This is a genomic window from Mycobacterium sp. MAA66 (assembly GCF_041261665.1).
Classification (GTDB): domain Bacteria; phylum Actinomycetota; class Actinomycetes; order Mycobacteriales; family Mycobacteriaceae; genus Mycobacterium.
Map to the genome: position 1 here is coordinate 514,397 of NZ_JBGCCC010000001.1, position 24,203 is coordinate 538,599.

The 24,203-nt window shown below is 66.0% G+C and carries 24 protein-coding genes; 13 read left to right on the top strand and 11 right to left on the bottom strand.

From position 1 onward, the window contains the following. Window positions 1-75: 75 nt before the first annotated feature. Window positions 76-990 carry a LysR family transcriptional regulator gene (locus tag ABIA30_RS02530; RefSeq protein WP_370061772.1) on the bottom strand — a complete coding sequence of 305 codons (915 nt, stop codon included), beginning with the start codon at window positions 988-990 and terminating at the stop codon, window positions 76-78. 147 nt (window positions 991-1,137) lie between these two features. Here ABIA30_RS02530 and ABIA30_RS02535 point away from each other — a divergent pair, with 147 nt between their 5' ends. Beyond that, window positions 1,138-2,541 (top strand): MmgE/PrpD family protein, encoded by a 1,404-nt coding sequence (locus ABIA30_RS02535; protein ID WP_370061774.1) that lies wholly within the window; start codon window positions 1,138-1,140, stop codon window positions 2,539-2,541. Window positions 2,542-2,777: 236 nt separating this feature from the next. On the opposite strand, the gene ABIA30_RS02540 is transcribed toward ABIA30_RS02535, so the two are convergent. From ABIA30_RS02540 to ppgK, 5 genes are all read right to left on the bottom strand, one after another. Then, on the bottom strand, window positions 2,778-3,752 hold the full coding sequence (locus ABIA30_RS02540) for an NAD(P)H-dependent flavin oxidoreductase (protein ID WP_370061776.1): 975 nt from the start codon (window positions 3,750-3,752) through the stop codon (window positions 2,778-2,780). 2 nt (window positions 3,753-3,754) lie between these two features. Beyond that, a complete protein-coding gene (locus tag ABIA30_RS02545) occupies window positions 3,755-4,147 on the bottom strand; it encodes a tautomerase family protein (protein ID WP_370061778.1) in 393 nt (130 codons plus the stop codon). A gap of 128 nt (window positions 4,148-4,275) precedes the next feature. Beyond that, window positions 4,276-4,773 carry a DUF664 domain-containing protein gene (locus tag ABIA30_RS02550; RefSeq protein ID WP_370061780.1) on the bottom strand — a complete coding sequence of 166 codons (498 nt, stop codon included), beginning with the start codon at window positions 4,771-4,773 and terminating at the stop codon, window positions 4,276-4,278. Window positions 4,774-4,878: 105 nt separating this feature from the next. Continuing rightward, entirely contained in the window at window positions 4,879-6,333 is a 1,455-nt protein-coding gene (locus ABIA30_RS02555; RefSeq protein ID WP_370063260.1) for an RNA polymerase sigma factor, read from the bottom strand. A gap of 194 nt (window positions 6,334-6,527) precedes the next feature. Further along, a complete protein-coding gene (gene ppgK, locus ABIA30_RS02560; protein ID WP_370061782.1) occupies window positions 6,528-7,343 on the bottom strand; it encodes a polyphosphate--glucose phosphotransferase in 816 nt (271 codons plus the stop codon). A gap of 137 nt (window positions 7,344-7,480) precedes the next feature. Here ppgK and ABIA30_RS02565 point away from each other — a divergent pair, with 137 nt between their 5' ends. Continuing rightward, window positions 7,481-8,422 carry an inositol monophosphatase family protein gene (locus ABIA30_RS02565; RefSeq protein WP_370061784.1) on the top strand — a complete coding sequence of 314 codons (942 nt, stop codon included), beginning with the start codon at window positions 7,481-7,483 and terminating at the stop codon, window positions 8,420-8,422. 3 nt (window positions 8,423-8,425) lie between these two features. Here ABIA30_RS02565 and cei read toward each other — a convergent pair whose 3' ends face one another. Then, entirely contained in the window at window positions 8,426-9,076 is a 651-nt protein-coding gene (gene cei / locus ABIA30_RS02570) for an envelope integrity protein Cei (protein WP_370061786.1), read from the bottom strand. 160 nt (window positions 9,077-9,236) lie between these two features. On the opposite strand from cei, the gene ABIA30_RS02575 reads away from it, so the two are divergent. Next, window positions 9,237-9,539 carry a DUF4193 domain-containing protein gene (locus ABIA30_RS02575; protein WP_370061788.1) on the top strand — a complete coding sequence of 101 codons (303 nt, stop codon included), beginning with the start codon at window positions 9,237-9,239 and terminating at the stop codon, window positions 9,537-9,539. Window positions 9,540-9,570: 31 nt separating this feature from the next. Here ABIA30_RS02575 and ABIA30_RS02580 read toward each other — a convergent pair whose 3' ends face one another. Further along, the gene (locus ABIA30_RS02580; RefSeq protein WP_370061790.1) at window positions 9,571-10,047 is read right to left on the bottom strand and encodes a DUF3093 domain-containing protein; all 477 of its coding nucleotides are present in this window, start codon (window positions 10,045-10,047) and stop codon (window positions 9,571-9,573) included. Between the two features lie 25 nt (window positions 10,048-10,072). On the opposite strand from ABIA30_RS02580, the gene dut reads away from it, so the two are divergent. Beyond that, window positions 10,073-10,537: a dUTP diphosphatase gene (dut, locus tag ABIA30_RS02585; protein WP_370061792.1), complete on the top strand. Its 465-nt coding sequence runs from the start codon at window positions 10,073-10,075 to the stop codon at window positions 10,535-10,537. Then, window positions 10,537-11,274 (top strand): DUF3710 domain-containing protein, encoded by a 738-nt coding sequence (locus ABIA30_RS02590; RefSeq protein WP_370061794.1) that lies wholly within the window; start codon window positions 10,537-10,539, stop codon window positions 11,272-11,274. Before dut ends, ABIA30_RS02590 begins: the two co-directional genes overlap by 1 nt. Here ABIA30_RS02590 and ABIA30_RS02595 read toward each other — a convergent pair. Further along, window positions 11,261-11,968 (bottom strand): alpha/beta fold hydrolase, encoded by a 708-nt coding sequence (locus tag ABIA30_RS02595; RefSeq protein ID WP_370061796.1) that lies wholly within the window; start codon window positions 11,966-11,968, stop codon window positions 11,261-11,263. The genes ABIA30_RS02590 and ABIA30_RS02595 overlap by 14 nt on opposite strands. A 171-nt stretch (window positions 11,969-12,139) precedes the next feature. On the opposite strand from ABIA30_RS02595, the gene ABIA30_RS02600 reads away from it, so the two are divergent. Together ABIA30_RS02600 and ABIA30_RS02605 are read left to right on the top strand one after the other, a co-directional pair. Beyond that, on the top strand, window positions 12,140-12,511 hold the full coding sequence (locus ABIA30_RS02600) for an OB-fold nucleic acid binding domain-containing protein (protein WP_370061798.1): 372 nt from the start codon (window positions 12,140-12,142) through the stop codon (window positions 12,509-12,511). Window positions 12,512-12,618: 107 nt separating this feature from the next. Next, window positions 12,619-13,197 (top strand): DUF3159 domain-containing protein, encoded by a 579-nt coding sequence (locus tag ABIA30_RS02605; RefSeq protein ID WP_370063262.1) that lies wholly within the window; start codon window positions 12,619-12,621, stop codon window positions 13,195-13,197. Here ABIA30_RS02605 and ABIA30_RS02610 read toward each other — a convergent pair. Together ABIA30_RS02610 and ABIA30_RS02615 are read right to left on the bottom strand one after the other, a co-directional pair. Further along, window positions 13,194-13,853 (bottom strand): TrkA family potassium uptake protein, encoded by a 660-nt coding sequence (locus tag ABIA30_RS02610; protein WP_370061800.1) that lies wholly within the window; start codon window positions 13,851-13,853, stop codon window positions 13,194-13,196. The genes ABIA30_RS02605 and ABIA30_RS02610 overlap by 4 nt on opposite strands. Window positions 13,854-13,862: 9 nt before the next feature. Beyond that, entirely contained in the window at window positions 13,863-14,537 is a 675-nt protein-coding gene (locus tag ABIA30_RS02615) for a TrkA family potassium uptake protein (protein WP_370061802.1), read from the bottom strand. A 105-nt stretch (window positions 14,538-14,642) separates the two neighbouring features. Here ABIA30_RS02615 and ABIA30_RS02620 point away from each other — a divergent pair, with 105 nt between their 5' ends. The 6 genes from ABIA30_RS02620 (at window position 14,643) to ABIA30_RS02645 (ending at window position 24,125) form a co-directional block, all read left to right on the top strand. Then, window positions 14,643-16,637, top strand: a complete 1,995-nt coding sequence (locus ABIA30_RS02620; protein WP_370061804.1) for an APC family permease — start codon at window positions 14,643-14,645, stop codon at window positions 16,635-16,637. Continuing rightward, complete coding sequence (locus ABIA30_RS02625) at window positions 16,634-17,827, top strand: class I SAM-dependent RNA methyltransferase (protein WP_370061806.1); 1,194 nt, start codon at window positions 16,634-16,636, stop codon at window positions 17,825-17,827. The genes ABIA30_RS02620 and ABIA30_RS02625 overlap by 4 nt, the downstream gene beginning before the upstream one ends. Window positions 17,828-18,014: 187 nt before the next feature. Continuing rightward, window positions 18,015-20,252 (top strand): RNA polymerase recycling motor ATPase HelR, encoded by a 2,238-nt coding sequence (gene helR / locus ABIA30_RS02630; RefSeq protein ID WP_370061808.1) that lies wholly within the window; start codon window positions 18,015-18,017, stop codon window positions 20,250-20,252. A 63-nt stretch (window positions 20,253-20,315) separates the two neighbouring features. Further along, entirely contained in the window at window positions 20,316-21,599 is a 1,284-nt protein-coding gene (nhaA, locus tag ABIA30_RS02635; RefSeq protein WP_370063264.1) for a Na+/H+ antiporter NhaA, read from the top strand. A 35-nt stretch (window positions 21,600-21,634) separates the two neighbouring features. Continuing rightward, window positions 21,635-23,533 carry a 1-deoxy-D-xylulose-5-phosphate synthase gene (gene dxs, locus ABIA30_RS02640; RefSeq protein WP_370061810.1) on the top strand — a complete coding sequence of 633 codons (1,899 nt, stop codon included), beginning with the start codon at window positions 21,635-21,637 and terminating at the stop codon, window positions 23,531-23,533. Window positions 23,534-23,762: 229 nt separating this feature from the next. Then, the gene (locus ABIA30_RS02645; RefSeq protein WP_370061812.1) at window positions 23,763-24,125 is read left to right on the top strand and encodes a glyoxalase superfamily protein; all 363 of its coding nucleotides are present in this window, start codon (window positions 23,763-23,765) and stop codon (window positions 24,123-24,125) included. The last annotated feature ends 78 nt before the right edge of the window (window positions 24,126-24,203 follow it).

Here is a 24,203-nt window from a genome sequence, read left to right on the forward strand (position 1 = left end):
GGTCACGTCGTTGCTCCTCAAATACGTTGTGCGTCATCGGCTGTCGGTCCCGGCGGTGGGGTAGTAGTGATCTGCTCAGTGCGGACGATGTGGGTCCGAGGTGGGCAGCCAGGTCTCCGGATCGGCCCTCAAGGGAGCAACGTCGTTGGTCAACTTGTCGATCACCGCGTGCAGCGTGGTGTTGTCGTCGTCGCGTCGCCATACGAGCGACCAGGTCCACAGCGGTGTCGGGCGGATGACCTCGCGCTGGGTCAGATCGCCGGGAAGAGCGGCGGTCTGGCCTTTCGGATTGTTCAGTACCGGAACACGTAGCCGGCGTGCGTGTTCGAAGAATGCCGGCCCGGTGACCCCGCCGTCGTCGACGCGGATGAGCGTGGCGCCGGTGTCGGCGGCGAACTGTTCGCCGTAGCGGTTCCAGGACGACCAACTGCCGATGTCGGCATCGACGAGCACGACGGTGTCCTTGGCTGCGACCGGTGTCGGGTCGGTGCCGATGCAGAGTGCATACAGCCGATCGGCGCCGATGCGCCTGGCGTCGAGATCGAGGTGGTCCAGATCGTCCTGCAGAACCCAGCAGATGGCCAAATCGAGGCTGTTGTCGGCGACCCGGGCGGCCTGCGCATGGGAGGGTAGGACCCAGGTGTCGATGTGCAATTGGGCGACGTCCGCGCAGCGTTCGGTCAGATCCGTTGGGTGCCAGTTGACGTAGCCGATCCGGATCGGCTCCGCGCGGGCCAAACCTTGTGCGCGCCTGCGTAATTCATCGGACTGTTCGATCAGTGAGCGAACGTGGGGCAGTAGTGCGGCGCCAGCCGCGGTCAGTGTGACCGTACGGCGGTCCCGGTCGAACAGGCGCACCTTCAAGTCGCGCTCGAGGACCTTGATCTGCTGAGACAGCGACGGACCCGCAATGTGAAGACGATCGGCGGCCCGGCTGAAGTTGAGTTCCTCGGCCACGGTGACGAAGTAACGCAGCTGCCGAAGCTCCACCGGGGCAGCCTAATCCAGTACGAGTCGGTGGCTATCAGTAAGGAGCAAGAAAGTCGCATCGGGGTGAAGTACACGGCGTCACCGCGGCGTTGATGACGTGTACAGACCTCAATCAAAGAATTCGAGCTGCAGACGAAGGGATTTGATGTGCACAACAACCAGATCGACGAACTTGCGAGGTTTGTGGTGGATGCCGCTGCGTCTGACATCTCGCCGAGCTCCTTGCACCTGCTCAAACGCAATGTGCTCGATGGCATTGCATGCGCGGTTGGTGCCCTCGACGGTGAACTCGTGCCTTCGGTTCTCGCGCAGGCCGAGGAATTCAGCAGTGGGCGCGGCGTCACGCTGATCGGTGGCGGCCGCACGTCGGTGGATCAGGCCACCTTCGTCAACTCGGTGCTGGTGCGGTATCCCGACCTGCTCGACACCTATCTGACGCCCGGCGGGTTGTGTCATCCCGCCGACAACCTGGGGGCGGTCCTCGCCGTGGCCGAGTATGCGAAGGGCAGCGGTGCGGACTTTCTGCTGGCGCTGGCGGTGGCATATGAGGTGCAGTGCCGTTTCAGCGCTCAGGTTCCTCTCATGGCCCGCGGGCTCAACCATGCATTGCCGCTGGCAATGTCCGTCGCTGCGGCAGCGTCGAAGTTGTTGGGATTGGATTCCGAGCACACGGCGGACGCAATTGCGGTAGCTGCCGCCGACAATGTGTCGTTGGCCGCCGTACATGCCGAGCCTGTCTCGAATTGGAAGGGCATCTCGCCGGCCATCACCGCGATGCGCGCCGTGTACACAACGCTGTTGGCCAGGCGTGGGATCACCGGTCCGAAAGCGCTGATCGACGGTCCGCACGGCCTGGTCCAATTACTTGACCAGCCAATCGATTTCCGTACCGACGACCATTCGCTCGATGTGGTCGAGCAGACCTACCTCAAGCAATACTGCTCGTTGATCCACGGCCAGGTCATCATTGATGCGATCTTGGCTCTGCGCGACCAACATCGTCTCACCGGCGGCGATGTCTCCCGGGTGACAGTCGATGTATTTCAAGGTGCCTATGACATCGCCGGTGGCGGCGCCTATGGCGACAAGAGTCACCCGTGGACCAAGGAGCAGGCCGACTACAACCTGAAGTACCTCAGTGCGGTGGCACTTCTGGATGGTCAGGTCGGACCCGAACAGCTGGAGAATGAGCGCGTCCGCCGCAGTGACGTCCAGGATCTCTTGGGACGTGTGGACGTCCGGTCAGACCCGCACCTGACCGCGGCCTACCCGGAACGGACCTCGGCCAGAATTCACGTCGTGTTGCGCGACGGGCGCGAGTTGGTCCGTGCGCAAAGCGATTTCGAAGGATCGCCGACCCGTCCGATGTCGTGGGAACGGGTCGTCGACAAATTCGATTGGCTGAGTGCGCCATTCGCCGACGACGGTCTGCGGGCCGACATTGTTTCGGCGGTTTCCGAATTGGAGAACCTCCCGACAGCAGAGTTGACCGCCCTGCTCGGTTCGGTGAGCCGCGAGCCCCAACACCGGCGAGCCCGGGGGCGGATGTGACCCGTCTCGGAAGCCTGCCGTCATGATGTCGAACGACGCATCGTAGACCAGCAGGCCGTCGAAACCGATCCAGGTGGCCGGCCAGTTGTGGGCGGTGTAGTTGGCGGGGGAAATACCTCGTCGGAGTGGACGCTGCAGCCGCATGATCAGGTCATGGCGTCGGTCAGGGGTCAACGCTGCGACGTCGGCGTCCGACAACACACGGTCCGCGGATTCGGTCGCGGTAGTTGATTGTCCTACCGAGAGCGTGCAGCCCACCGCCCCAGGATGCCGGCTGCCTCTTGTGTCATGCGCTCCAGCACCATTGCTGCGGTCGGATGGTCATGGATGATGCCGACGGCTTCGCCGATGTGGATATCGGCTATATCGAAGTCGGCCGTCGCGGCTGCGGAGCGGTAATCATGTTGCGCTTCAGTGAGATTGGCGCGCAAGGCGTCTTCGTTGCCGACCCATCGGCCGACGAAATCGTTACGCAGCGCCCGGCCCCCGTATCCTGCTGGCCACTCGTACCCACGGACGATGTCGAATACGGTCGAGCGCACCGTGTCGTCGGAGCCGGCTGCTACCGCCCGGTCGCGCGCGGCGGCGCTGACCGGAGACTCCTGTGCTGCCCAGAGCCGGGAGCCGACAACGGCACCGTCTGCGCCCAACGAGAGCGCCGCTGCCAGACCACGCCCGTCGGCTACGCCTCCCGCCGCGAGCAGCAGGGTGTCCGGGGCGCGCTCGGCGAGCAGGTCGGCGATCTCTGGCACCAAGGTGAAAGTGGAGCGGACCCCTTTTCCGTGTCCACCTGCTTCGCCACCTTGCGCCACAACGACTTCGGCGCCGACGTCGATGGCCCGTCGTGCCTCTTCCAAATCGTTGACCTGACTGAACAGTGGGACTTTCGCGGCATGGATCCGGTCGGTGAACGGGGCGGGATCCCCGAACGACAAGACCAGGGCCGCGGGGCCGTGAGCCAAGGCCAGATCCAGCAATTCGGGCCGCTGGGCAAGTTTCCAGGCGATGAAGCCCACCCCGATGCGCGCGTCGCCTGCCGCCGCGAACTGGGAATTGATCCAGTCGGCATCGGCGTAGCCGGCGCCTACCACGCCGAGGCCGCCGGCGCGGGCCACTGCGCTCGCCAGGCGTCCGTCGGCGAACTTGTCCATCGGCGCCAGTGCGATCGGCATCGAGAGGCCGAACTTCGATGTGAATCGTGTTGCGATCATCGTCACGCCAGTTCGCCGGTGAGGAATTGCGCGCGCCCGTCGCCGAAAGACCAATCGGCGTCACCGTTTTCGGTGATCGACACGATCAGGTCGGCGGCATCCAGACCACAGTCCCGATGTAGATTCTGGGCGAGCAATTCGTAGAACCGTTGCTTCTGCTCCCCGGTGCGCCGGCGGCTGACAACCTGGATGATCACCAGCTTGTCGGACCGTTCGAGTCCCAGTCCGGTATCCAGCGCAACCACTTCGTCGGGGTCGCGGACGTCGACGATCTGATACCGGTCACGCCCGGGAACGTCGAATGCCTCGACGACGGCCTCGTGCGCGCTGTCGAGCAATTGACGAATCTCGTCGCGGGTCCGTCCTCGGATGACGGTGAAATTCAGCAGTGGCATGATCGGCAACCTTTCTGTGTGCTCTGCGTACTTCAACGCCGTTGGAACACAACGTATTGCGGTTGCAGGGCTAGTTGCCAGGACCGAGATCCTCGTAGCTGATAGCGAGAAACTTCGACTGCGCGAGCCTATCCGCGTTCAGCCTGCTTGAGTAGCAAGTCTCGCGTGATCTCCAGGTGCCCGACGTGTTGGGCGAGGTCATGAAGAATATGCAGCAGGGTCCATTCGGGTGTTGCGGTCGCCAACACCGCGGCGCGGGTGGTACCGCCGCGCACCCCGTCGGCGAGGTCGCGGTCGCGGATGCCTTCGGTGACGGCCACATCGATCCAGCCGGGGAACCGCTGTTGTAGGGCAGTCAGCCTGTCGAGCAGTTCGTCGATTCGACCGGTAGCGGTGAATTCAGAATCGCGGTCGCGTGGAATCCGCTGGCCCGCAATGAAAGAGCCCGCCCAGTATTCGACGACACCGATGCAGTGGTTGACGATCGCGTAGCAACTGTTCGCGCCGGGCAGGTCGGGCCGACGGTTCGCCAAGTCGTCGCCGAGCGCGGTGAGGATGTCGGTCATCGCCGTGAAGCATTCGGATGAGACGTCTAGCAATGCCCGCGACAGCGGATTGGTCGGCATGAAACCCATTGTTGCAGAGATGCGTTCCCTGCCGAGCAGACGCAAATGTCCCCGACACGCCGGGCGTGCGGGGACATTTGCGTCTGCTCGCGGTGAAACGGGGGACTAGTCCAGGTAGTCGCGCAGCACCTGAGAGCGCGACGGGTGCCGCAGCTTGCTCATGGTCTTGGATTCGATCTGGCGGATGCGCTCACGCGTGACGCCGTAGACCTGGCCGATCTCGTCCAGGGTGCGAGGCTGACCGTCGGTGAGGCCGAAGCGCAGCCGGACGACGCCGGCCTCACGCTCGGACAGGGTCTCCAGCACCGACTGCAGCTGATCCTGCAGCAGCGTGAACGACACGGCGTCCACGGCCACCACGGCTTCGCTGTCCTCGATGAAGTCACCGAGCTGGCTGTCGCCCTCGTCGCCGATGGTCTGGTCCAACGAGATCGGCTCACGCGCGTACTGCTGGATCTCCAGCACCTTCTCCGGCGTGATGTCCATTTCCTTGGCCAGCTCTTCGGGCGTGGGTTCGCGACCCAGGTCCTGCAGCAGCTCACGCTGGATGCGGCCGAGCTTGTTGATCACCTCGACCATGTGCACCGGGATACGGATGGTGCGGGCCTGGTCGGCCATGGCGCGGGTGATGGCCTGGCGGATCCACCAGGTGGCGTACGTCGAGAACTTGTAGCCCTTGGTGTAGTCGAACTTCTCGACCGCGCGGATCAGACCGAGGTTGCCCTCCTGGATCAGGTCCAGGAACGCCATGCCGCGGCCGGTGTAGCGCTTGGCCAGTGACACCACCAGACGCAGGTTGGCCTCCAGCAGATGGTTCTTGGCGCGATCGCCGTCGCGGCAGATCCACTGCATGTCGCGGCGTTGCGCGGCCGGCAGCTTCTCGCCCTTTTCGGTCAGCTCGGTCATCAGCTGGGTGGCGTACAACCCGGCCTCGATGCGCTTGGCGAGCTCGACTTCTTCCTCGGCGTTGAGCAGCGCGACCTTGCCGATCTGCTTGAGGTAGGCGCGCACCGAGTCGGCCGAGGCGGTGAGCTCGGCGTCCTTGCGGGCCTGGCGCAGGGCTTCGGATTCCTCCTCGTCCCAGACGAAGTCGCCGGAGGCCTTGTCCTTCTCGCTGGGTTCGTCGGCGGCCTCTTCGGCTTCAGCGACGGCCTTGGGAGCGACCTTGGCGCCGACTACGGCGGCCTCGCCTTCCTCGGCGTCGTCATCGTCGTCGACGACGGCAACTTCGTCCTCGGCTTCGATGTCGTCGAGCTCCAGCTCGGTGTCATCGACCTCGAGGTCGATGGCCGGCTCGCCGCTGAGCTCGTCGTCGGCGAGGTCGTCGGCACTGTCGGTGACGTCGCCGGCCTGGGTCGCGTCGCCGTCGGTGGCCTTGCGCGCACCGCGCTTGGCGGGAGCCTTGGCTGCAGCCTTCTTCGCGGGGGCCTTGGCGGCAGCCTTAGCCGGAGCCTTCTTGGCCGGGGCTTTTGCTGCGCGCTTGGCGGGCGCCTTCTTCGCGGGGACTTTGGTGGGACGTACCGACTCATCGGTTGTCTCGCTGGCCTCTGTCGCTGCCACGTCCACCCTTTCGGTCATGCGTACTCCGGTTGGCGTGGGCGTGCGCCACCGTAAAGCGTCGGCTGTCGAATGTTGGCGTCGATCCGAATGATCGTGCTCGCCGCTATCCGGTCAGGCGGCCGCCGTTGACCATTGTAACGACAAGGTGGCCGAAAGCCGTATCAAGCTGGGGTTCGGAGCGTTGGAGCGTGCATTCAGGCATGTGCAGAGGCCGCTGCGGCGTCGATCGCCGGTGTGGCTTCCAGATCGGAAGCCATCGCGGCGCCGACGATGCCGGCGGTGTTCAGCAGGGTCGCAGCGACCACCGGGGTGCGGTTCTTGAGCAGCGGCAGCCACTTGTCGGCCTTCTTGCTGATTCCGCCCCCGGCGATGAACAGGTCGGGACAGATCGCGTTCTCGATCGCGATCAGCACCTGGGTGACCTCTTCGGTCCACCGCTCATAGGACCAGCCTTTGCGCTCCTTGACCGACGACGCGGCCCGGTGCTCGGCTTCCTTGCCGCCGACTTCGATGTGGCCGAACTCGGTGTTCGGCAAGAGGACGCCATTGTGGATCACCGCCGAACCGATGCCGGTGCCGAAGGTCAACAGCGCAACCACGCCATGCACGTCCCGGCCGGCACCGAACTTCTCCTCGGCCAGGCCGGCGGCGTCGGCGTCGTTGAGCACCGTCACCTGCTGGCCGTCGAGCCGGGAGGCGAACATGTCGCTCGCGTTGGTGCCGATCCAGCTCTTGTCGACGTTGGCGGCAGTGCGCACGATCCCGTGGGTCACCACGCCGGGGTAGGTGACGCCGAGGCTTCCGGTCCAATCGAAATGGCGGACCACGGCGGCAACCGTCTCGGCGACGGCGTCGGGCGTGGCCGGTTGTGGAGTCGGCAGCCGGAAGCGTTCCCCGATCACCTGACCGGTGTCCAGGTCGACGATGGCGCCTTTGACGCCGCTGCCGCCGACGTCGATGCCGAACCCGAGATGCTGGGGGCCACCGTCAGTGGTGGGCGTGGCTGTCATGTGCGCTCCTTGGTGGGGTCGGGGCGAGCGAAGCGGCGGGCGTTGGTAGGGCGGGCGGGCGACGCGATCCACACATTAGTTCTTCACCGTGAGCGCAGCACGCATTCGTCACAGCGTCGACAGCAAGCCTGCACGGGATGTGCTGCGATGGTGAGGTGACTGCATACGAAGTCGACGGTGAACTGGCGCCCGCGCATCTGCGTGGGATTGCCGAACAGCTGGCCGCCGAGGCCGCGGATTTCGTGCGCCGCCGGCGCGGCGAGGTGTTCGGGGGCGAGCGCGATGGCCTTGGGGGACAAGGGAATCCGGTTCGCGCCAAGTCCACCCCAACCGATCCGGTGACCATCGTGGACACCGAGACCGAGCGGCTGCTGCGCGATCGCCTGGCCGAACTCCGTCCGGCCGACCAGGTGCTCGGCGAAGAGGAGGGCGGTAGCGCGCAGGCGCAGCCGGGCCGACCGGTGTGGGTGCTCGACCCGATCGACGGCACGGTCAACTTCGTCTACGGCCTCGGCGCCTATGCGGTATCGGTGGGTGTGCAGATCGACGGCGTGTCGGTGGCCGGCGCGGTGGCCAACGCCGCGACTGGCGAGGTGTATTCGGCGGCCCTCGGGCACGGTGCACGGCGACGTCGAGGGGACGTCTCGATCATGTTGCGGTGCAACATGATCGATAATCTCTCCATGGCGCTGGTCGCTACCGGCTTCAGCTACGACAGCATGCGGCGCCGGCTTCAGGGTGCCGTCCTGGCCGAGTTGCTGCCGCAGGTGCGTGACGTGCGGCGGGTCGGCTCGTGTGCGCTGGACCTGTGCATGGTGGCCGCAGGTCAGCTGGACGCCTACTACGAATCTGGCGTGCACGTCTGGGACTGGGCCGCCGGTGCGCTGATCGCCGCCGAAGCTGGTGCAGTGCTGCGGCTGCCGCCGGTTGGGGCGAGCGAAGCGACGGGAGGAGATATCGGGGCGAGCGAAGCGACGGGAGGAGATGTCGACTCTGCCGTCGACGACCTGATCATCGCCGCCGCGCCGGGTATTGCCGACGACCTCACCGGCCGGCTCGTGCAGGCCGGATACCGTTGAGGCTCAGCAGGTTCCGGTGTGGATCTTGGGTAGCAGTGCCGGATCCGCGGGCTGGGTGGCATCCGGTTTCAGGCTCGCCACCATCGCGTCGATGTCGTCGCTATGGCTGAGTTGGTTGAACTCGGTACCGATGGCCAGGTCGACACTGTCATCGGGCCTTTGGTCCTGGAAGAGCTGGGTGCACGGTGCCACCAGCCACAGTGCCGCTGCCGCCGCCTTGCCTGCCGGGCCGAATCGAATCTGGCCCTGGCACTCCAGGCGGGTATTGGCATACACGGGGTCGTTGGTGGCCGTCGGCTGGGTGAAGCCGAGATCGTGCAGCGCTCCGGCGACCTCGCTGGCCTGGCCGCCCTGACCGCTGGCGTTGAGCACGCGGATCTTGGTGTCGGCGAGCTTGGCCGGCACCACGTTCGCCATCGACGCGGCGGGTACCGGATCGCCGAGCTTGGGTTGGTTCGGATCGACCGGCGCCGGCGGCAGGTTGCAGGTGGTTGCCTGATGGATCTCGGCCGGCTGATTGGCTACCACCAGCCACACCACTAGGGTTGCGACGGCCAGCACGGCGAACGCGATCGCGCCTGGCAGATAGTTGCGTCGACGAAACGGCCGACCGTGCTTGTCGAAGGCCGTGCCATCGGTGATTTGTGCGACCACCCCTGAACTGTAGATGCCGCCCGCAAGCCGTATCGCAGGACGGTATACCGCTATGTGATGCAAATCACATACAATATTGGGCCGATTGGGGCACGAATCGTTTGGTGGATGCGTTCGACGCTGGTACAAAGCTCTGTCGCAAGGTATGGGAGGGGAAGACATGGCTACCGATTACGACGCCCCGCGGCGGACCGAGACGGACGAGGTCTCAGAGGATTCGCTGGAAGAACTCAAGGCACGACGTAACGAGGCGCAGTCCGCGGTCGTTGACGTCGATGAATCAGAATCCGCAGAGTCATTCGAGTTGCCGGGGGCTGACCTCTCGGGCGAAGAACTCTCGGTTCGGGTGATCCCGAAGCAGGCTGACGAGTTCACCTGCTCGAGCTGTTTTCTGGTGCATCACCGCAGCCGACTCGCCAGCGAGAAGAACGGCGTGATGATCTGCACCGACTGCGCCGCTTAAAGCGCAGCCACCTCTGGCGGCACTGTGGGAATCAGCCCCGCAGTGCCGCCAGCAGTCGGTCTGGGTGACGACAACTGACCAACCAGTACGGCGTCGGGTCGTCCGGATCGTCGAGCACCAACAGCACCATCGGGCCCACCCAGGCCCGGTGCACGACATAGGCGGCCGGGTCCAGTTGACGGCCCAGGGCTGCAGACTTGGCGGATTTGGGCACTTCGGCGGATCGCGCGATGACACTGGCCGGGATGTGCGCGGGTCCGGCACACAATTCGGTCTGGTCGCCTCGGCTTACCACCCGCACGTCGACCCGGCCGAACCACAGCAGCACCGCGGCCGCCACCGGCAGCAGCACGGCGAACGGCACCCAGGTGGGCACCCCCGACACGCCCTGAACAACCTCCATCGCGATCAGCGCGGCCAACCCGAAACCTGGTAGCCACCACCACCACGGCACCGTCAGGCGCTCTCGGTAGCGCACGGTTTCGGTGACTGCTCGCGTGTCTGACACGCGGCCAAGGGTAGTCTTTCGCGTCGTGTCCACCTCTCTGGCGGTCGTACGACTGGACCCGGATCTGCCGATGCCCGCCCGGGCTCATGACGGCGATGCCGGCGTCGATCTGTTCAGCGCCGTCGATTTCGAATTGGCGCCAGGCGGGCGCGAACTGGTACCCACCGGGATCGCCGTCGCGATTCCGCATGGCATGGTCGGTTTGGTGCATCCGCGGTCGGGATTGGCCATCCGCGTTGGCCTTTCGATCGTCAATGCGCCCGGCACCATCGACGCGGGGTACCGTGGAGAAATCAAAGTGGCGCTGATCAACCTCGACCAGAGCGAGCCCATCGTCGTCAAGCGCGGGGACCGGATCGCGCAGCTGCTGGTGCAGCGGGTCGAGTTGCCTGAGCTGGTCGAGGTCACGTCATTCGACGAGGCCGGGCTGGCCGAAACCACTCGTGGCGCAGGCGGCCACGGCTCCTCCGGCGGACATGCGAGTTTGTGATGGCATTCGAATTGAACCCCGACGAAGACGGTCCGTTTGACCTCGACGATTTCGATGACCCGGCCCAGGCCGAGGTGGCCAGGCTGGATCTGGGTGGCGTGCTGGTCCCGGTGCCTGAGGGCGCCCAGCTCAACGTCGAGGTCACCGAGCAGGGCGTGCCCAGCGCGGTGTGGCTGGTGACGCCCGATGGACGGTTCTCGATCGCGGCTTACGCGGCGCCCAAGAGTGGATCGCTGTGGCGCGAGATCGCCGGCGAGCTGGCCGAGTCGTTGCGCAATGATTCGGCCGAGGTGCGCATCGAAGACGGTCCTTGGGGCCGTGAGGTGGTCGGCTGGCCGGTGCAACAGCCCGGGCAGGAGCAGCTCGTCATGCGTTTCATCGGCGCTGACGGCTATCGCTGGATGGTGCGGTGCGCCGTGGTCGGCACCGTTGCGAGCATCGACACGATCGTCGAGCAGGCCCGAATTTCCTTGGCGGACACCGTTATCCGTCGCGGTGACACCCCGTTGCCGGTGCGCGCCGCGCTTCCGGTGCAACTGTCCCAGCCGCTGCTCGAACAGTTACAGGCCGCTGCCCAGCAGATGGCTCTGCAGCAGGTCCAAGAGGCTCAGGCGGCTCTGGAGAACCTGCAGCAGAACATTCAGCAGCAGTTGCAGCAGCCCGAACCCGAACCCGGTGTCCGGCGCAGTGAGCAGGGCTCGGCCATGCAGCAGCTGCGCACCATCACCGGCGGCTAGCCTCTCGCAGCGCGTCGACGCACGCGCTTCCCAGCACGGTCGGATCGAGGCCCATCGCGCCGAGTGTGACGGTCCGCAATACCGCCCGCGGGGCGGTGGTGGCCCAGTGCCTGGCGACGTCGATGGGGTGCACAGCGTCATCGGCGGCCGCAGCAATCCCCATGGGGACGGTCAGCTGCTCCAGTTCGCCGCTGGTGGGGGCCAGGTAACCGGCGGCCTCATCCATCGCATCGGGCAGCGCGGGCCATTGCGCGGTCCAGGACCGGGTCAATTCGTCGGCCAACCAGGCGGGGCTGCCGGCGCGCATGCCGGCAACCGCGGCATCCAGTCCGATCTCGCGCAGCTGCTGGGCCGAATATCGTGCCGCCAGAGCGGCCGGAGCCTCGTCGGGGGCGCCGGTCCAGGCCGGCAGCGCCGCCAACACCCCGATGGCGCGGTCGGGGTGCGCCAGCGCCCAGTTCGTCGCGACGGCTGCCCCCAGCGATACCCCGCCGACCAGGATCGGTGCCTCACGCGCGGCGTCGTCGAGGGCCTGCAAATATCCGGCGATAAGTCGCTGCGGTATCGGTGCGGGGGCGCACATTACAGCCCCGGCCTGGCGTAATGCGGAGCCGAACGCCCGACGGACGTAGTCATCGTCCGAGCCCGTTCCGGGCAGCAGAACCGTTGTCACACCGCGAAGATCGACCGTCACCAGACGATGGTGCACGGCCGGTTCAGCCATCGCGGCGAGGGGGTCTGCTCACTGACTGGGACAGGTAGGGATATATCCCGCGCCGAAATGGCAAATCGTCCCCAAGAGGTCTACCGTGGCGATGGTCAGGAGCGGATCAACAGTGGATTCGCACCGAGCACAGGAGCGACCATGGCAACCGCCGAAGGTTATCTGCGCAGGCTCACCCGCCGCCTCACAGAGGATCCGCAGCAGCGGGACTGCGAGGAGTTGTCCGACGAGGCGCTCACCACCGGAGCCATGCGCGCCGTTGATTGCTGCCGCGGCCAGGAAGTGACGATGATCGGCACCTTGCGTTGTGTCGAGACCAACGGCAAAGGCTGCTCTGGCGGTGTCCGCGCCGAGCTGTTCGACGGCACCGGCACAGTCACCCTGGTGTGGCTGGGACAGCGCCGTATCCCGGGAATCGAATCCGGACGCACCCTTCGGGTGCAAGGCCGGTTGGGCAAGCTGGAGAACGGCGCGAAAGCCATCTACAACCCGCATTACGAGATTCAGAAGTGAGCCTCCCCAACAAGGGGACCGCTGAGACCACGCACGCCGAAGCAGTCGAACCGGATGACGGCGAGACGGCCCAGTCACCGCTGCACGCTCGAGCCCTGCTCGACCAGATGGGTGGCATCAGCGGCCTGATCTACTCGTCGCTGCCGGTCGTCGTCTTCGTTCCGGTGTCCACACTCTTCGGCCTGACCGCGGCCATCGCCGCCGCCCTCGGGGTCGCGGCCCTGGTGCTGATCTGGCGATTGGTGCGCCGCGAATCGGTCCAGCCGGCGGTGTCGGGATTCATCGGCGTCGGGATCAGCGCCCTGATCGCGTATCTGGTGGGCTCCTCGAAAGGCTATTTCCTGCTTGGCATTTGGGGCTCACTGATCTACGCAGCGGTATTCGCGCTGTCGATCGTGATCCGCCGCCCACTGGCCGGATACGTATGGGGCTGGGTCAACGGCCACGACCGCAGCTGGCGCCAGGTGCGTCGGGCCGTACTGGCCTTCGATGTGGCCACCGTGGTGTGGGTGCTGGTCTTCGCCTCACGGTTCCTGGTGCAGCATCACCTGTACACCCAGGACCAGACCGGCTGGCTCGGGGTGGCGCGCATCGCGATGGGATGGCCGCTGACGGCCGTCGCGGCCCTGGCGACCTATCTGGCCATCAGGGTGGCGCAAAAAGCGATTCACGCCGCCGAGGGCTAACGCGGGTTCAGGACCTGCTCGCGCAGCTGCTGCTCGACCTCGGCGGTTGCCACGAACAGCAGTTCGTCGCCGCCCTCGAGCGGTTCGTCGGCCTCCGGCACGATCACCCGGGGCCCGCGAAGAATGGTCACCAGCGTGGCGTCGCGCGGCAGTTCCAGTCGCTTGACGGCCTTGCCGCCCCACGCGGTGTCGTCGGGCAGCGTGATCTCGACCAGGTTGGCCTGCCCGGTACGGAAGCTCATCAGGCGCACCAGGTCACCGACGGAGACCGCCTCTTCGACCAGTGAGGCCAGCATCCGAGGCGTGGACACCGCGACGTCGACGCCCCAGTTCCCGTCGAACAGCCACTCATTGCGCGGATCGTTGACCCGGGCGACCACGCGTGGCACCGCGAACTCGGACTTGGCCAGCAGGCTGACCACCACGTTGGCCTTGTCGTCACCGGTGGCGGCGATCACCACATCGAAATCCTGCAGCCCGATCGATTCCAGCAGGGTCAGCTCGCATGCGTCGCCGAGGCGCCAGTGTGCGGCCGGTACCGCGTCAGGGTCGACATGGTCGGGGTTGCGTTCGAGCAGCGTGACGTCGTGGTGGTCGACCAGCTCTCGGGCTATGGAACGGCCGACGGCGCCGGCACCTGCGATAGCGACCTTCATCTGCGCTCCTTAGTGGCTGTCGACGTCATCGCCGGGCGGCAGCGAGGCGATGGCGATCGCCTCGGCGACGTGGCCGGACACCGCTGCCATGTACACCTGGTCACCGTCCTGAATGACGGTCTTGGCCTCGGGCAGCAGCCCGCTGCCGAACCGGATCACGAATGCGACCCGGCCACCCGTCGCGCTTTCGAGCGCGGTGACGCGGTGACCCACCCAGTCCTCGTGCAGCGCCAGCTCGGTGACGCCGACACTGCCGGACGGGTCCCGCCACTTCGTGGTCTCGGTTTCCCGGGTCAGCAGGTTCAGTAGCCGGTCGGTGGTCCAGGGCACGGTGGCGATGGTCGGGATGCCCAGCCGCTCGTACACCGCGGCGCGTTTGGCGTCGTAGATGCGCGCGACGACCCGCCGTACACCGAACGTCTCCCGAGCCACTCGGGCCGAGATGATGTTGGAGTTGTCGCCGGAGGACACCGCGGCGAACGCCCCGGCCTCTTCGATGCCGGCGCGCAGCAACACATCGCGATCGAAACCCATGCCCAACACGCGTTCTCCGGCAAACTCCGGCGACAGCCGGTGAAAGGCCGTCTTGTCGCGGTCGATGACGGCGACTTCGTGACCGATCCTGGCCAGACCGTCCGCCAGCGACGCGCCTACGCGGCCGCAGCCCATCACCACTACTCGCACCAGCCGATCCTTTCTTGAGCCGGGATTCGGCCCGGAATCGAATTGCAACGATCCTGCGCAGTCCGAACGCTACAGCCATCGAAGCCGGGCCGTACCCTTGGCTCCGTGTCCAAGCTTTCGACCGCAACTCGGCGGTTGGTCCTAGGCCGGCCGTTCCGTAGCGACAAGCTCGCGCACACCCTGCTACCCAAACGGATCGCGCTACCGGTTTTCGCCTCCGATGCACTGTCGTCGGTGGCCTATGCACCCGAGGAAATCTTCCTGGTGCTGTCGGTCGCCGGCTTGTCCGCTTACTCCGTGGCCCCGTGGATCGGTCTTGCGGTGGCCGTGGTGATGCTGATCGTGATCGCCAGTTACCGACAGAACGTGCATGCATACCCATCCGGTGGTGGCGACTATGAGGTGGTTACCACCAACCTGGGCCACACCGCCGGTTTGACGGTGGCCAGTGCGTTGCTCGTGGACTACGTGCTGACGGTCGCGGTGTCGACGGCCTCGGCGATGTCCAACATCGGTTCGGCCGTGCCGTTCATCGCCGACCACAAGGTGCTGCTGTCGGTGGCCGCGATCCTCATTCTGGCGTCGCTGAACCTGCGCGGTATCCGGGAGTCCGGCACCGCGTTCGCGATTCCCACCTACGCCTTCATGGTCGGCATGTATCTCATGCTGGCCTGGGGCTTCATCCAGATTTTCGTGATGGGCCACCCGCTGCGCGCCGAATCGGCCGGCTTCAGCCTCAAGTCCGAGCACGGGGACGTCATGGGCTTTGCCATGGTGTTCCTGGTGGCCCGGGCGTTCTCGTCAGGTTGTGCCGCACTGACCGGGGTGGAGGCGATCAGCAACGGCGTGCCTGCGTTCCAGAAGCCCAAGTCCCGCAATGCCGCCACCACGCTGCTGTTGCTCGGGGCGATCGCGGTGTCGCTGTTCATGGGCATCATCGTGCTGGCCGAGAAGCTCGGCCTGAAGATGGCGGACAGCGTGGACCAGTTGGTGGGTGCGCCCGCCGACTATCACCAGAAGACGGTCGTCACGCAGCTGGCCGAGGCCGTGTTCCATGATTTCCCAGCCGGCCTCTACGCCATCGCCGGCGTCACCGCGCTGATCCTGGTTCTGGCCGCCAACACGGCGTTCAACGGCTTCCCCGTGTTGGGATCGATTCTGGCTCAGGACCGTTATCTGCCCCGCCAGCTGCACACTCGTGGCGATCGGTTGGCGTTCTCCAATGGCATCCTGTTCCTGGCGTTCGCCGCGATCGCGTTCATCGTGGCGTTCAACGCCGAGGTCACCGCACTGATCCAGCTGTACATCGTCGGGGTGTTCGTGTCGTTCACGTTGAGCCAGATCGGCATGGTGCGGCACTGGAACCGACTGCTGCGCACCGAGACCAATCGCGCTGAGCGTCGCCGTATGCAGCGGGCGCGGATCGTCAACACCGTCGGGTTCCTGTGCACCGGAACGGTTCTGCTGGTCGTGGTCGTCACCAAGTTCCTGGCCGGTGCGTGGATCGCCATCCTGGCCATGGGCATCCTGTTCGTGTTGATGAAGGCGATTCACAAGCACTACGACACGGTGGCGCGGGAATTGCGTGCCCAGTCCGGCCCTGACGAGGACGTGGTGTTGCCCAGCCGCAACCACGCGATCGTGCTGGTGTCCAATCTGCACCTGCCGACACTGCGGGCGCTGGCCTACGCGCGGGCCACCCGCCCCGATGTGCTGGAGGCCCTGACCGTCAGTGTCGATGATGCCGAGACCCGCGAGTTGGTGCACCGGTGGGAGGACAGCGACGTCTCGGTACCGCTGAAGGTGTTGGCCTCGCCCTACCGTGAAATCACCAGGCCCATCCTGGATTACGCCAAACGCATCACCGCTGAGTCGAGGCGCACCGTGGTGACGGTATTCATCCCGGAGTACGTGGTGGGGCACTGGTGGGAGCACATCCTGCACAACCAGAGCGCGCTGCGACTCAAGGGCCGCCTGCTGTTCATTCCCAACGTGATGGTGACTTCGGTTCCGTGGCAACTGAATTCGTCGGAACGCGTCAAGGTCACGTTGCCACCGGGATCAGCCCCCGGTGACGCTCGAAGGGGCATACTCGATTGACAGAGCTGACGCTTACCGTCGGGGCACCGGCCAACGGCGGTAGTTGTGTGGCCCGGCACGACGGCCGGGTGATCTTCGTGCGCTACGCATTGCCCGGCGAGGTGGTGCGCGCGCACGTGACCTCCGAACGTGGATCCTATTGGCACGCCGAAGTTCTCGAGGTGCTGGAGCCCTCGGTCGATCGGGTGGATTCGTTGTGCCCGATCGCCGGGGCACACGGATCTGGTTGCTGCGACCTGGCTTTCGTCGAGCCCGCCGCGGCCCGCCGGCTCAAAGGTGAGGTGGTGGCCAACCAATTGGACCGCCTCGGCGGCTATCAGTGGTCGGGGGACTCCGCTGAAGAAGTGGGCACTGTCGGGGCCACCGGCTGGCGTACCCGGGTGCGTCTCGCCGTCGGTGCGGACGGCCGGGCCGGGTTTCATCGCTATCACAGCAACGATCTGGTGACCGACTTGTCGTGCGCGCAGGTGCCGCTCGGGATGCTCGACGGGTTGCCATCGCAACCGGCCGGGGCGGAGCTGCACGTGGTGCTCGACGACGACGGTGAGCGTCACGTGGTACGTACCGGGCCACGGGCCAAGTCCAAATCGGCGAAGGCGCCGGCGGCCCAGGTGCTGTCCGGCGCCTATGAGGCCGTCCAACGGGTGGGGGATCGGCAGTGGCACATCCCCGTCACCGCGTTCTGGCAGGCGCATCGTGATGCCGCGTCGACCTACAGCGCGCTGGTTGCGGACTGGGCCGCGCTGTCGGCCGGGCAGACCGCGTGGGATCTATACGGTGGCGCAGGGGTTTTCGCTGCCGCACTGGCCGGCTCCGTGGGCGGGTCGGGCCGGGTGCTGACGGTGGACACCTCCCGCGGTTCGGCTCGCGCGGCACGGACGGCGCTGGCTGATCTCGGTTGTGTCGAGGTGCTGACCGATTCGGTGCGTCGTGCGTTGGGTTCGCAGTCGGCACCGGCCGACGTGGCTGTGCTGGATCCGCCGCGCACCGGCGCCGGCCGCGAGGTGATTGATCAGCTGGCCGCGGCCGGGGTGCCGAGGGTTATCCATATCGGTTGTGAGGCAGCGTCATTCGCGCGGGATATCGGGCTGTATCGCGGGCATGGCTATCAGGTGGAAAAGCTGCGGGTCTTTGATTCGTTCCCGTTGACGCACCACGTCGAATGCGTCGCCGTGCTGACCCGCGCCTGATGATTTTGTCGTGCCGACGGGGGCGTGGATGACGGACGGCGGCGCTTTGGTCGGCTGATTGTTTGCGGGGCCAATGGGCAATCGAAAACTTTCCCCTTTCAACATATAACGCAACCGTGGGCTTGCGGCAAGACCCGGGTCATGCCGCAGAATCGCCGGCCATGGCAGGAAACCAGCAGCGCTGGGGATGCGAAACGCAGGTGTGGTCCGCGAGGAATTCGCGGGTTCGTGGAGTCTGCAGAAAGCGAGGGGCGGGGTGCCGGCCAATCAGCACGAAGACGAATTGCGGTCCGAACGGAACTACGTGGCGCGGCTGTACACGCAACTGGACGCCGAGCGCGCCCGGGTGAAAGACCGGTATGCAGCGGCATTGCGGGGTAACGGCGGAACGCTGCTAGAGCGGGATGTCGAGGTCCATACACTCGCCAAACAGATCAAGCGATTGGACGTCGCCGACGACGGGCTGTGTTTCGGCCGGTTGGACAGCATTGCGGGCGAACCTTCATACATCGGCCGGATCGGCATCTCCGACGACACCGACGTGGACGGGATGCTGTTGATCGATTGGCGGGCGCCCGCGGCGCGCGCCTTCTATGTGGCCACCGCTGCGAACCCAGAAGACATGCACCGGCGCCGCCAGTTCCATACCCGCGGGCGTCAAATCGTCGACTTCACCGACGAGGTCCTCGGCCGCCCGACCGGCGAGGAGAGCGAGGACGCGGCATTACTCGCGGCGGTGAACGCGCCGCGAGGTGCTGGGATGCGCGACATCGTGGCAACCATCCAGGCCGAACAGGACCAGATCATCCGGCTCGATCATCCCGGGGTGCTGGTGATCGAGGGCGGCCCAGGCACCGGGAAGACCGTGGTGGCACTGCACCGTGTCGCTTACCTGCTCTACACCAAACGCAAACAGATGGAACGTCACGGCGTGCTCGTCATCGGGCCCAACTCGACCTTCCTGAATCACATCGACCGGGTGTTGCCGTCGCTCGGAGAGTCCGACCTGGTCTTCATGACCACTGGCGACCTGGTGCCCGGGCTGAGGGTCACCGCCGAAGAGGACACTGCGCAGGTCGCACAGCTCAAAGGCTCGCTCAAGATGGTGGATGTGCTCGCGGCGGCGGTGGCTGATCGGCAGCGGTTACCTGAGCATCCGCTGCAGATCAAACTGGCTGACGTCACGGCGCGGATCGACGCCGAAACCGCGCAGTGGGCGAGGGAAGAGGCGCGTGCGAGCGGGCGACCGCACAACGAAGCCCGCGCGGTGTTCCGGGAGATCGTCACCTATGTGCTCACCGAACGGTCGATCGCCCGGATCGGCCGGGGCTGGCTGACTCGTGAGGACCGCCAGGCATGGGAACAGCTGCGGGCGAACCTGATCGCCGAGCTCGCTGACAACGACCAATTCGCCGCCGCGCTCGACTCGCTGTGGCCGACATTGACGCCGCAAACCGTACTGGCGTCGATGTACACGTCCCGCGAACGGCTACGTTCCGCCGGCGCCGACGAGGCGTTGTGGCGTGCCGCCGGCGACGCCTGGACGGTGTCGGATGTGCCGCTGCTCGACGAGCTGGTCGACCTGCTCGGCTTCGACAAGTCGGCCGACCGCGCGGCCGAGCGGGAACGCAGGGCCGAGACTGCGTACGCCGCCGGCGTGCTCGACGGCATGATCGCCCGTGAGGACCTGATGGACGATGAGGATCACCTGCTCGCCCAGGACTTGTTGTACGCGGAGGATCTCGCGGACCGATTCCAGGAGCGCGATACCCGGGAACTCGCCGAACGTGCGGCCGCGGACCGGGACTGGACCTACCGGCACGTGGTGGTCGACGAGGCCCAGGAACTGTCCGAAATGGACTGGCGGGTGCTGATGCGTCGGTGCCCGAGCCGGTCCTTCACGGTGGTCGGCGACCTTGCCCAGCGGCGATCGGCGGCCGGAGCGACATCCTGGGACACGATGCTGGCGCCTTACGTTCCCGGTCGCTGGGTCTATCGGGCATTGTCGGTGAACTATCGCACTCCGGCGGAGATCATGACCGTCGCTGCCGCGGTGCTCGCCGAGTTCGCGCCCGGGGTCATGCCACCGGAGTCGGTACGTGCGTGTGGCGTCCAGCCATGGTCCCGGCGCGTCGATGAGTCCGAATTATCTGCTGTCATAGCTGAATTCGTTCGCACGGAAGCCGAGCGCGCCGGCACCAGCGTGGTGATCGGGCCGCCCGGTGTGCCGGGCGCGGTAACGCCGGCCGAGACCAAGGGCCTGGAGTTCGACGCCGTTCTGGTGGTGGAGCCGGGACGGATACTCGACGACGGGCCTCGTGGCGCGGCCGATCTATACGTTGCCCTGACTCGCGCAACTCAACGTCTCGGCGTCGTACACCAGGGTCCTTTGCCGCGGGCTCTGATCGGACTCCGCGAGATCTGACGGTCGCATGTTTAGCCGATGGGTTTGATCCGCGCGGTGTGGCTGCTAGCTTCTGGAGTCGAGATGAACAGCCGCAACGCCCGGCCCAGCCGGCGCCTGCTGGCGCGTGGGACCTGGCCCGAAACTCAGCGATTCACCGAGATCCTGCGCAAGGAAACGGTCGGCGGTGTGCTGCTCCTGCTGGCTGCCGGCGCTGCCATGATCTGGGCGAATTCGCCTGCCGCCCACACATATCGGGCGCTATCCGAGTTCACCGTCGGCCCTGCGGCCTGGCACCTGAATCTGAGCCTGTCCGCGTGGTCGGCCGACGGGTTGCTTGCCATCTTCTTCTTCGTGGTCGGCGTCGAACTCAAGCGCGAGTTCGTCGCCGGCGATCTGCGGGACCCGGCACGAGCGGCACTGCCGATCGCGGCGGCGGTCGGCGGCATGGTGGTCCCGTCGGCCATTTACGTCGGGGTGAATCTGGCCACTGGCCACCCGGAGAATTTGGACGGCTGGGCGGTGCCGATCGCCACCGACATCGCTTTTGCGTTGGCCGTTCTCGCGGTGATATCGACCCACCTGCCCACTGCCCTGCGCACATTCCTGCTGACTCTCGCGGTGGTCGACGACCTGCTGGCGATCACGGTCATCGCCATCTTCTACACCGATCACCTCGATCCGATCGCGCTGTTGCTGGCTGCCATCCCCGGTGGGCTGTTCGTACTCGCGGTGCAGCGAGGTCACCGGCAGTGGTGGTTGTTGCTACCTCTGGCGGTGGCGACCTGGGGACTGGTCCACGCCAGTGGCGTGCACGCCACGGTGGCGGGCGTGCTGTTGGGTTTCGGGGTGCCGGTGCTAGGGCGGCATGCGTCCGCCGAGGCGTTTGAGCACGCGTTGCGGCCGCTGTCGGCGGGTGTGGCGGTACCGGTGTTCGCGTTCTTCGCCGCGGGAGTCGGGGTCGGAGGCTGGTCGGGGCTGGCGGCGGCGCTGGCCCATCCGGTGACCGCCGGGGTGCTGGCGGGGTTGGTGCTCGGCAAGCCGATCGGGGTGTTCGCCACCACCTTCCTGTTGGCCCGGTTCACCGGTGCCCGCCTGGACGACGACCTGGGCTGGCGCGACGTGGTCGGAGTGGCGTTGTTGGCCGGTATCGGTTTCACGGTCTCACTGTTGATCGGCGAGCTGGCCTTTGGATATGGCACGGTCAACGGCGCCGACGCCAAGGTCGGGGTGCTCACCGGGTCTGTGGTGGCCGGGGTGTTGGCATCGCTTGTGCTGCTCAGCCGAAACGCCGAATATCGTCGGATTCACCAGCGGGAAACCGCTGATGCGGACGATGACGGCGTGCCGGATATCTATCAGCCTTGACGGCCCGGCCTAGTTCGCGTGCGTAGACTGTCGGAATGCTTGAACAGGTCCGCGGCCCCGCTGATCTGGCGAATCTGACGCAGCCGCAGCTGACCGAACTCGCCGCCGAAATTCGCGAGTTCCTGGTGCACAAGGTTGCCGCCACCGGTGGGCATCTCGGCCCCAATCTGGGTGTCGTGGAGCTGACGCTTGCGCTGCACCGGGTATTCGACTCGCCGCACGATCCGATCATCTTCGACACCGGGCATCAGGCTTACGTGCACAAGATGCTGACCGGCCGCTGCGCCGACTTCGACACCTTGCGGATGAAGGACGGGTTGTCGGGTTACCCGTCGCGCGCCGAGAGCGAGCACGACTGGGTCGAGTCCAGCCATGCCAGCACCGCGCTGTCCTACGCCGACGGGCTGGCCAAGGCCTTCGAGTTGTCCGGCTACCGCAACCGCCACGTGGTCGCGGTAGTCGGCGACGGCGCCCTGACCGGTGGCATGTGCTGGGAGGCGCTGAACAACATCGCCGCCGCGAACCGGCCCATCGTCATCGTCGTCAACGACAACGGACGCAGCTATGCACCGACCATCGGCGGCCTGGCCGACCACTTCGCAGCGCTGCGTCTGCAGCCCGGTTACGAGCGGGCGCTGGAGCGTGGCAAGAACGCCTTGCGCGGCATGCCCGTGGTGGGTGAGCTCTGCTACCAGTGCATGCACAGCATCAAGGCCGGCATCAAGGACGCGCTGGCCCCGCAGGCACTGTTCACCGATCTGGGGCTCAAGTACGTCGGCCCGATCGACGGCCATGACGAGCACGCTGTCGAGGCGGCCCTGCGGCACGCCCGTGGGTTCAACGCGCCGGTGATCGTGCACGTCGTCACCCGCAAGGGCATGGGCTACGCGCACGCCGAGAACGACGAGGCCGAGCAGATGCACTCGACCGGCATCATCGACCCGCACACCGGCCGCGCGACTTCCGCGTCAGCCCCCGGGTGGACGTCGGTGTTTTCCGACGAATTGATCAAGCAGGCCGGCAAGCGGCGCGACGTCGTCGCCATCACAGCGGCCATGCCGGGTCCGACCGGTTTGTCCGCGTTCCGGCAACAGTTCCCGGACCGTTTCTTCGACGTCGGTATCGCCGAGCAGCACGCGGTGACTTCGGCCGCCGGTTTGGCGATGGGCGGCATGCACCCGGTGGTCGCCATCTACTCGACGTTCCTGAACCGGGCGTTCGACCAGATCATGATGGACGTGGCGCTGCACAAGCTGCCGGTCACCATGGTGCTGGACCGCGCCGGTGTCACCGGCAACGACGGAGCCAGCCACAACGGCGTGTGGGACATGTCGATGCTGGGCATCGTGCCTGGTATTCGCGTCGCCGCCCCCCGCGATGCCGCACGGTTGCGTGAGGAGTTCGCCGAGGCGCTGGCCGTCGCCGATGGACCGACCGCCGTGCGTTTCCCGAAAGGTGCTGTCGGCGAAGATATTCCGGCTCTCAAGCGGATCGGGGAGATCGACGTGCTGGCGGTCCCGGAGAACGGGCTGCCCGAGGACGTGTTGCTGGTCGCGGTCGGGTCGTTCGCCACGATGGGCCTGGCGGTGGCCGAGCGGTTGTGTAAGCAGGGCATCGGCGTGACGGTGGTGGACCCGCGGTGGGTGCTGCCGGTTCCGGCTGTGCTGGGCGACTTGGCGCGTGGGCACAAACTGGTGGTCACGCTGGAGGACAACGGGGTGGCCGGCGGTATCGGCTCGGCGGTGTCGGCATCGCTGCGTCGGGCCGAGATCGATGTGCCGTGCCGCGATGTCGGTGTGCCACAGGAGTTTCAGGAGCACGCGACCCGGGGTGAGGTGCTGACCGCCATCAGGCTGACCGATCAGCACATCGCCCGTCAGGTGACCGGCTGGGTCGCCGCTCTGGGCAGTACCACCATCGAAGTCTCGTCCTAACAGCGCGAACGTGTGTGCCTGCACGCCGACATACGGTGTGTCGCGGGCATTTTGGTTGTCCTCGCAGTCAATGAGAGGGAGGGGCTCGATGTGATGGTCGCCGCTGTGCGACAACGTGTCTTTCTAGCCGCGGCGTGGACGGGCGAACTCGCGGGACAACTCTCGAACCCAACTGTACGGCGATTTTTGCCCGCATTTTCCGCCACCAAGTTGGGTTCGAGGTAGCGCGATGCAGATCGGCTCGCCCATTCCCGTGCTCCGCATGTTCGACGTCGACACGATGCTCGACTTCTATTGCGGATACCTGGGTTTCACCAAGGACTGGGAACACCGCTTCGAGCCGGGGTTCCCGCTCTACGTGCAGGTGAGCCGGTCGTCGGCGGTGATCCATCTGTCCGAGCACTATGGCGATGGCAGTCCGAATACGGTGCTGTGGATCCCGGTGGACGATGTCGAGGCACTGCACGCCGAACTGATCGCCCAGCAGCACGGGTACTCCAACCCGGGCATCGAGGCAGACGGACCCGGCGGGCCGACGATGACGGTCATCGATCCGTCCGGGAACCATTTGCGGTTTGCGCAGCCCTCCTAACTGCCTTTGCGTGTGGCTGGCCTCGACGTTTGCACGCTCGACCGACAAGCCATACCGCCGGGTACAGCGCGCGTATTG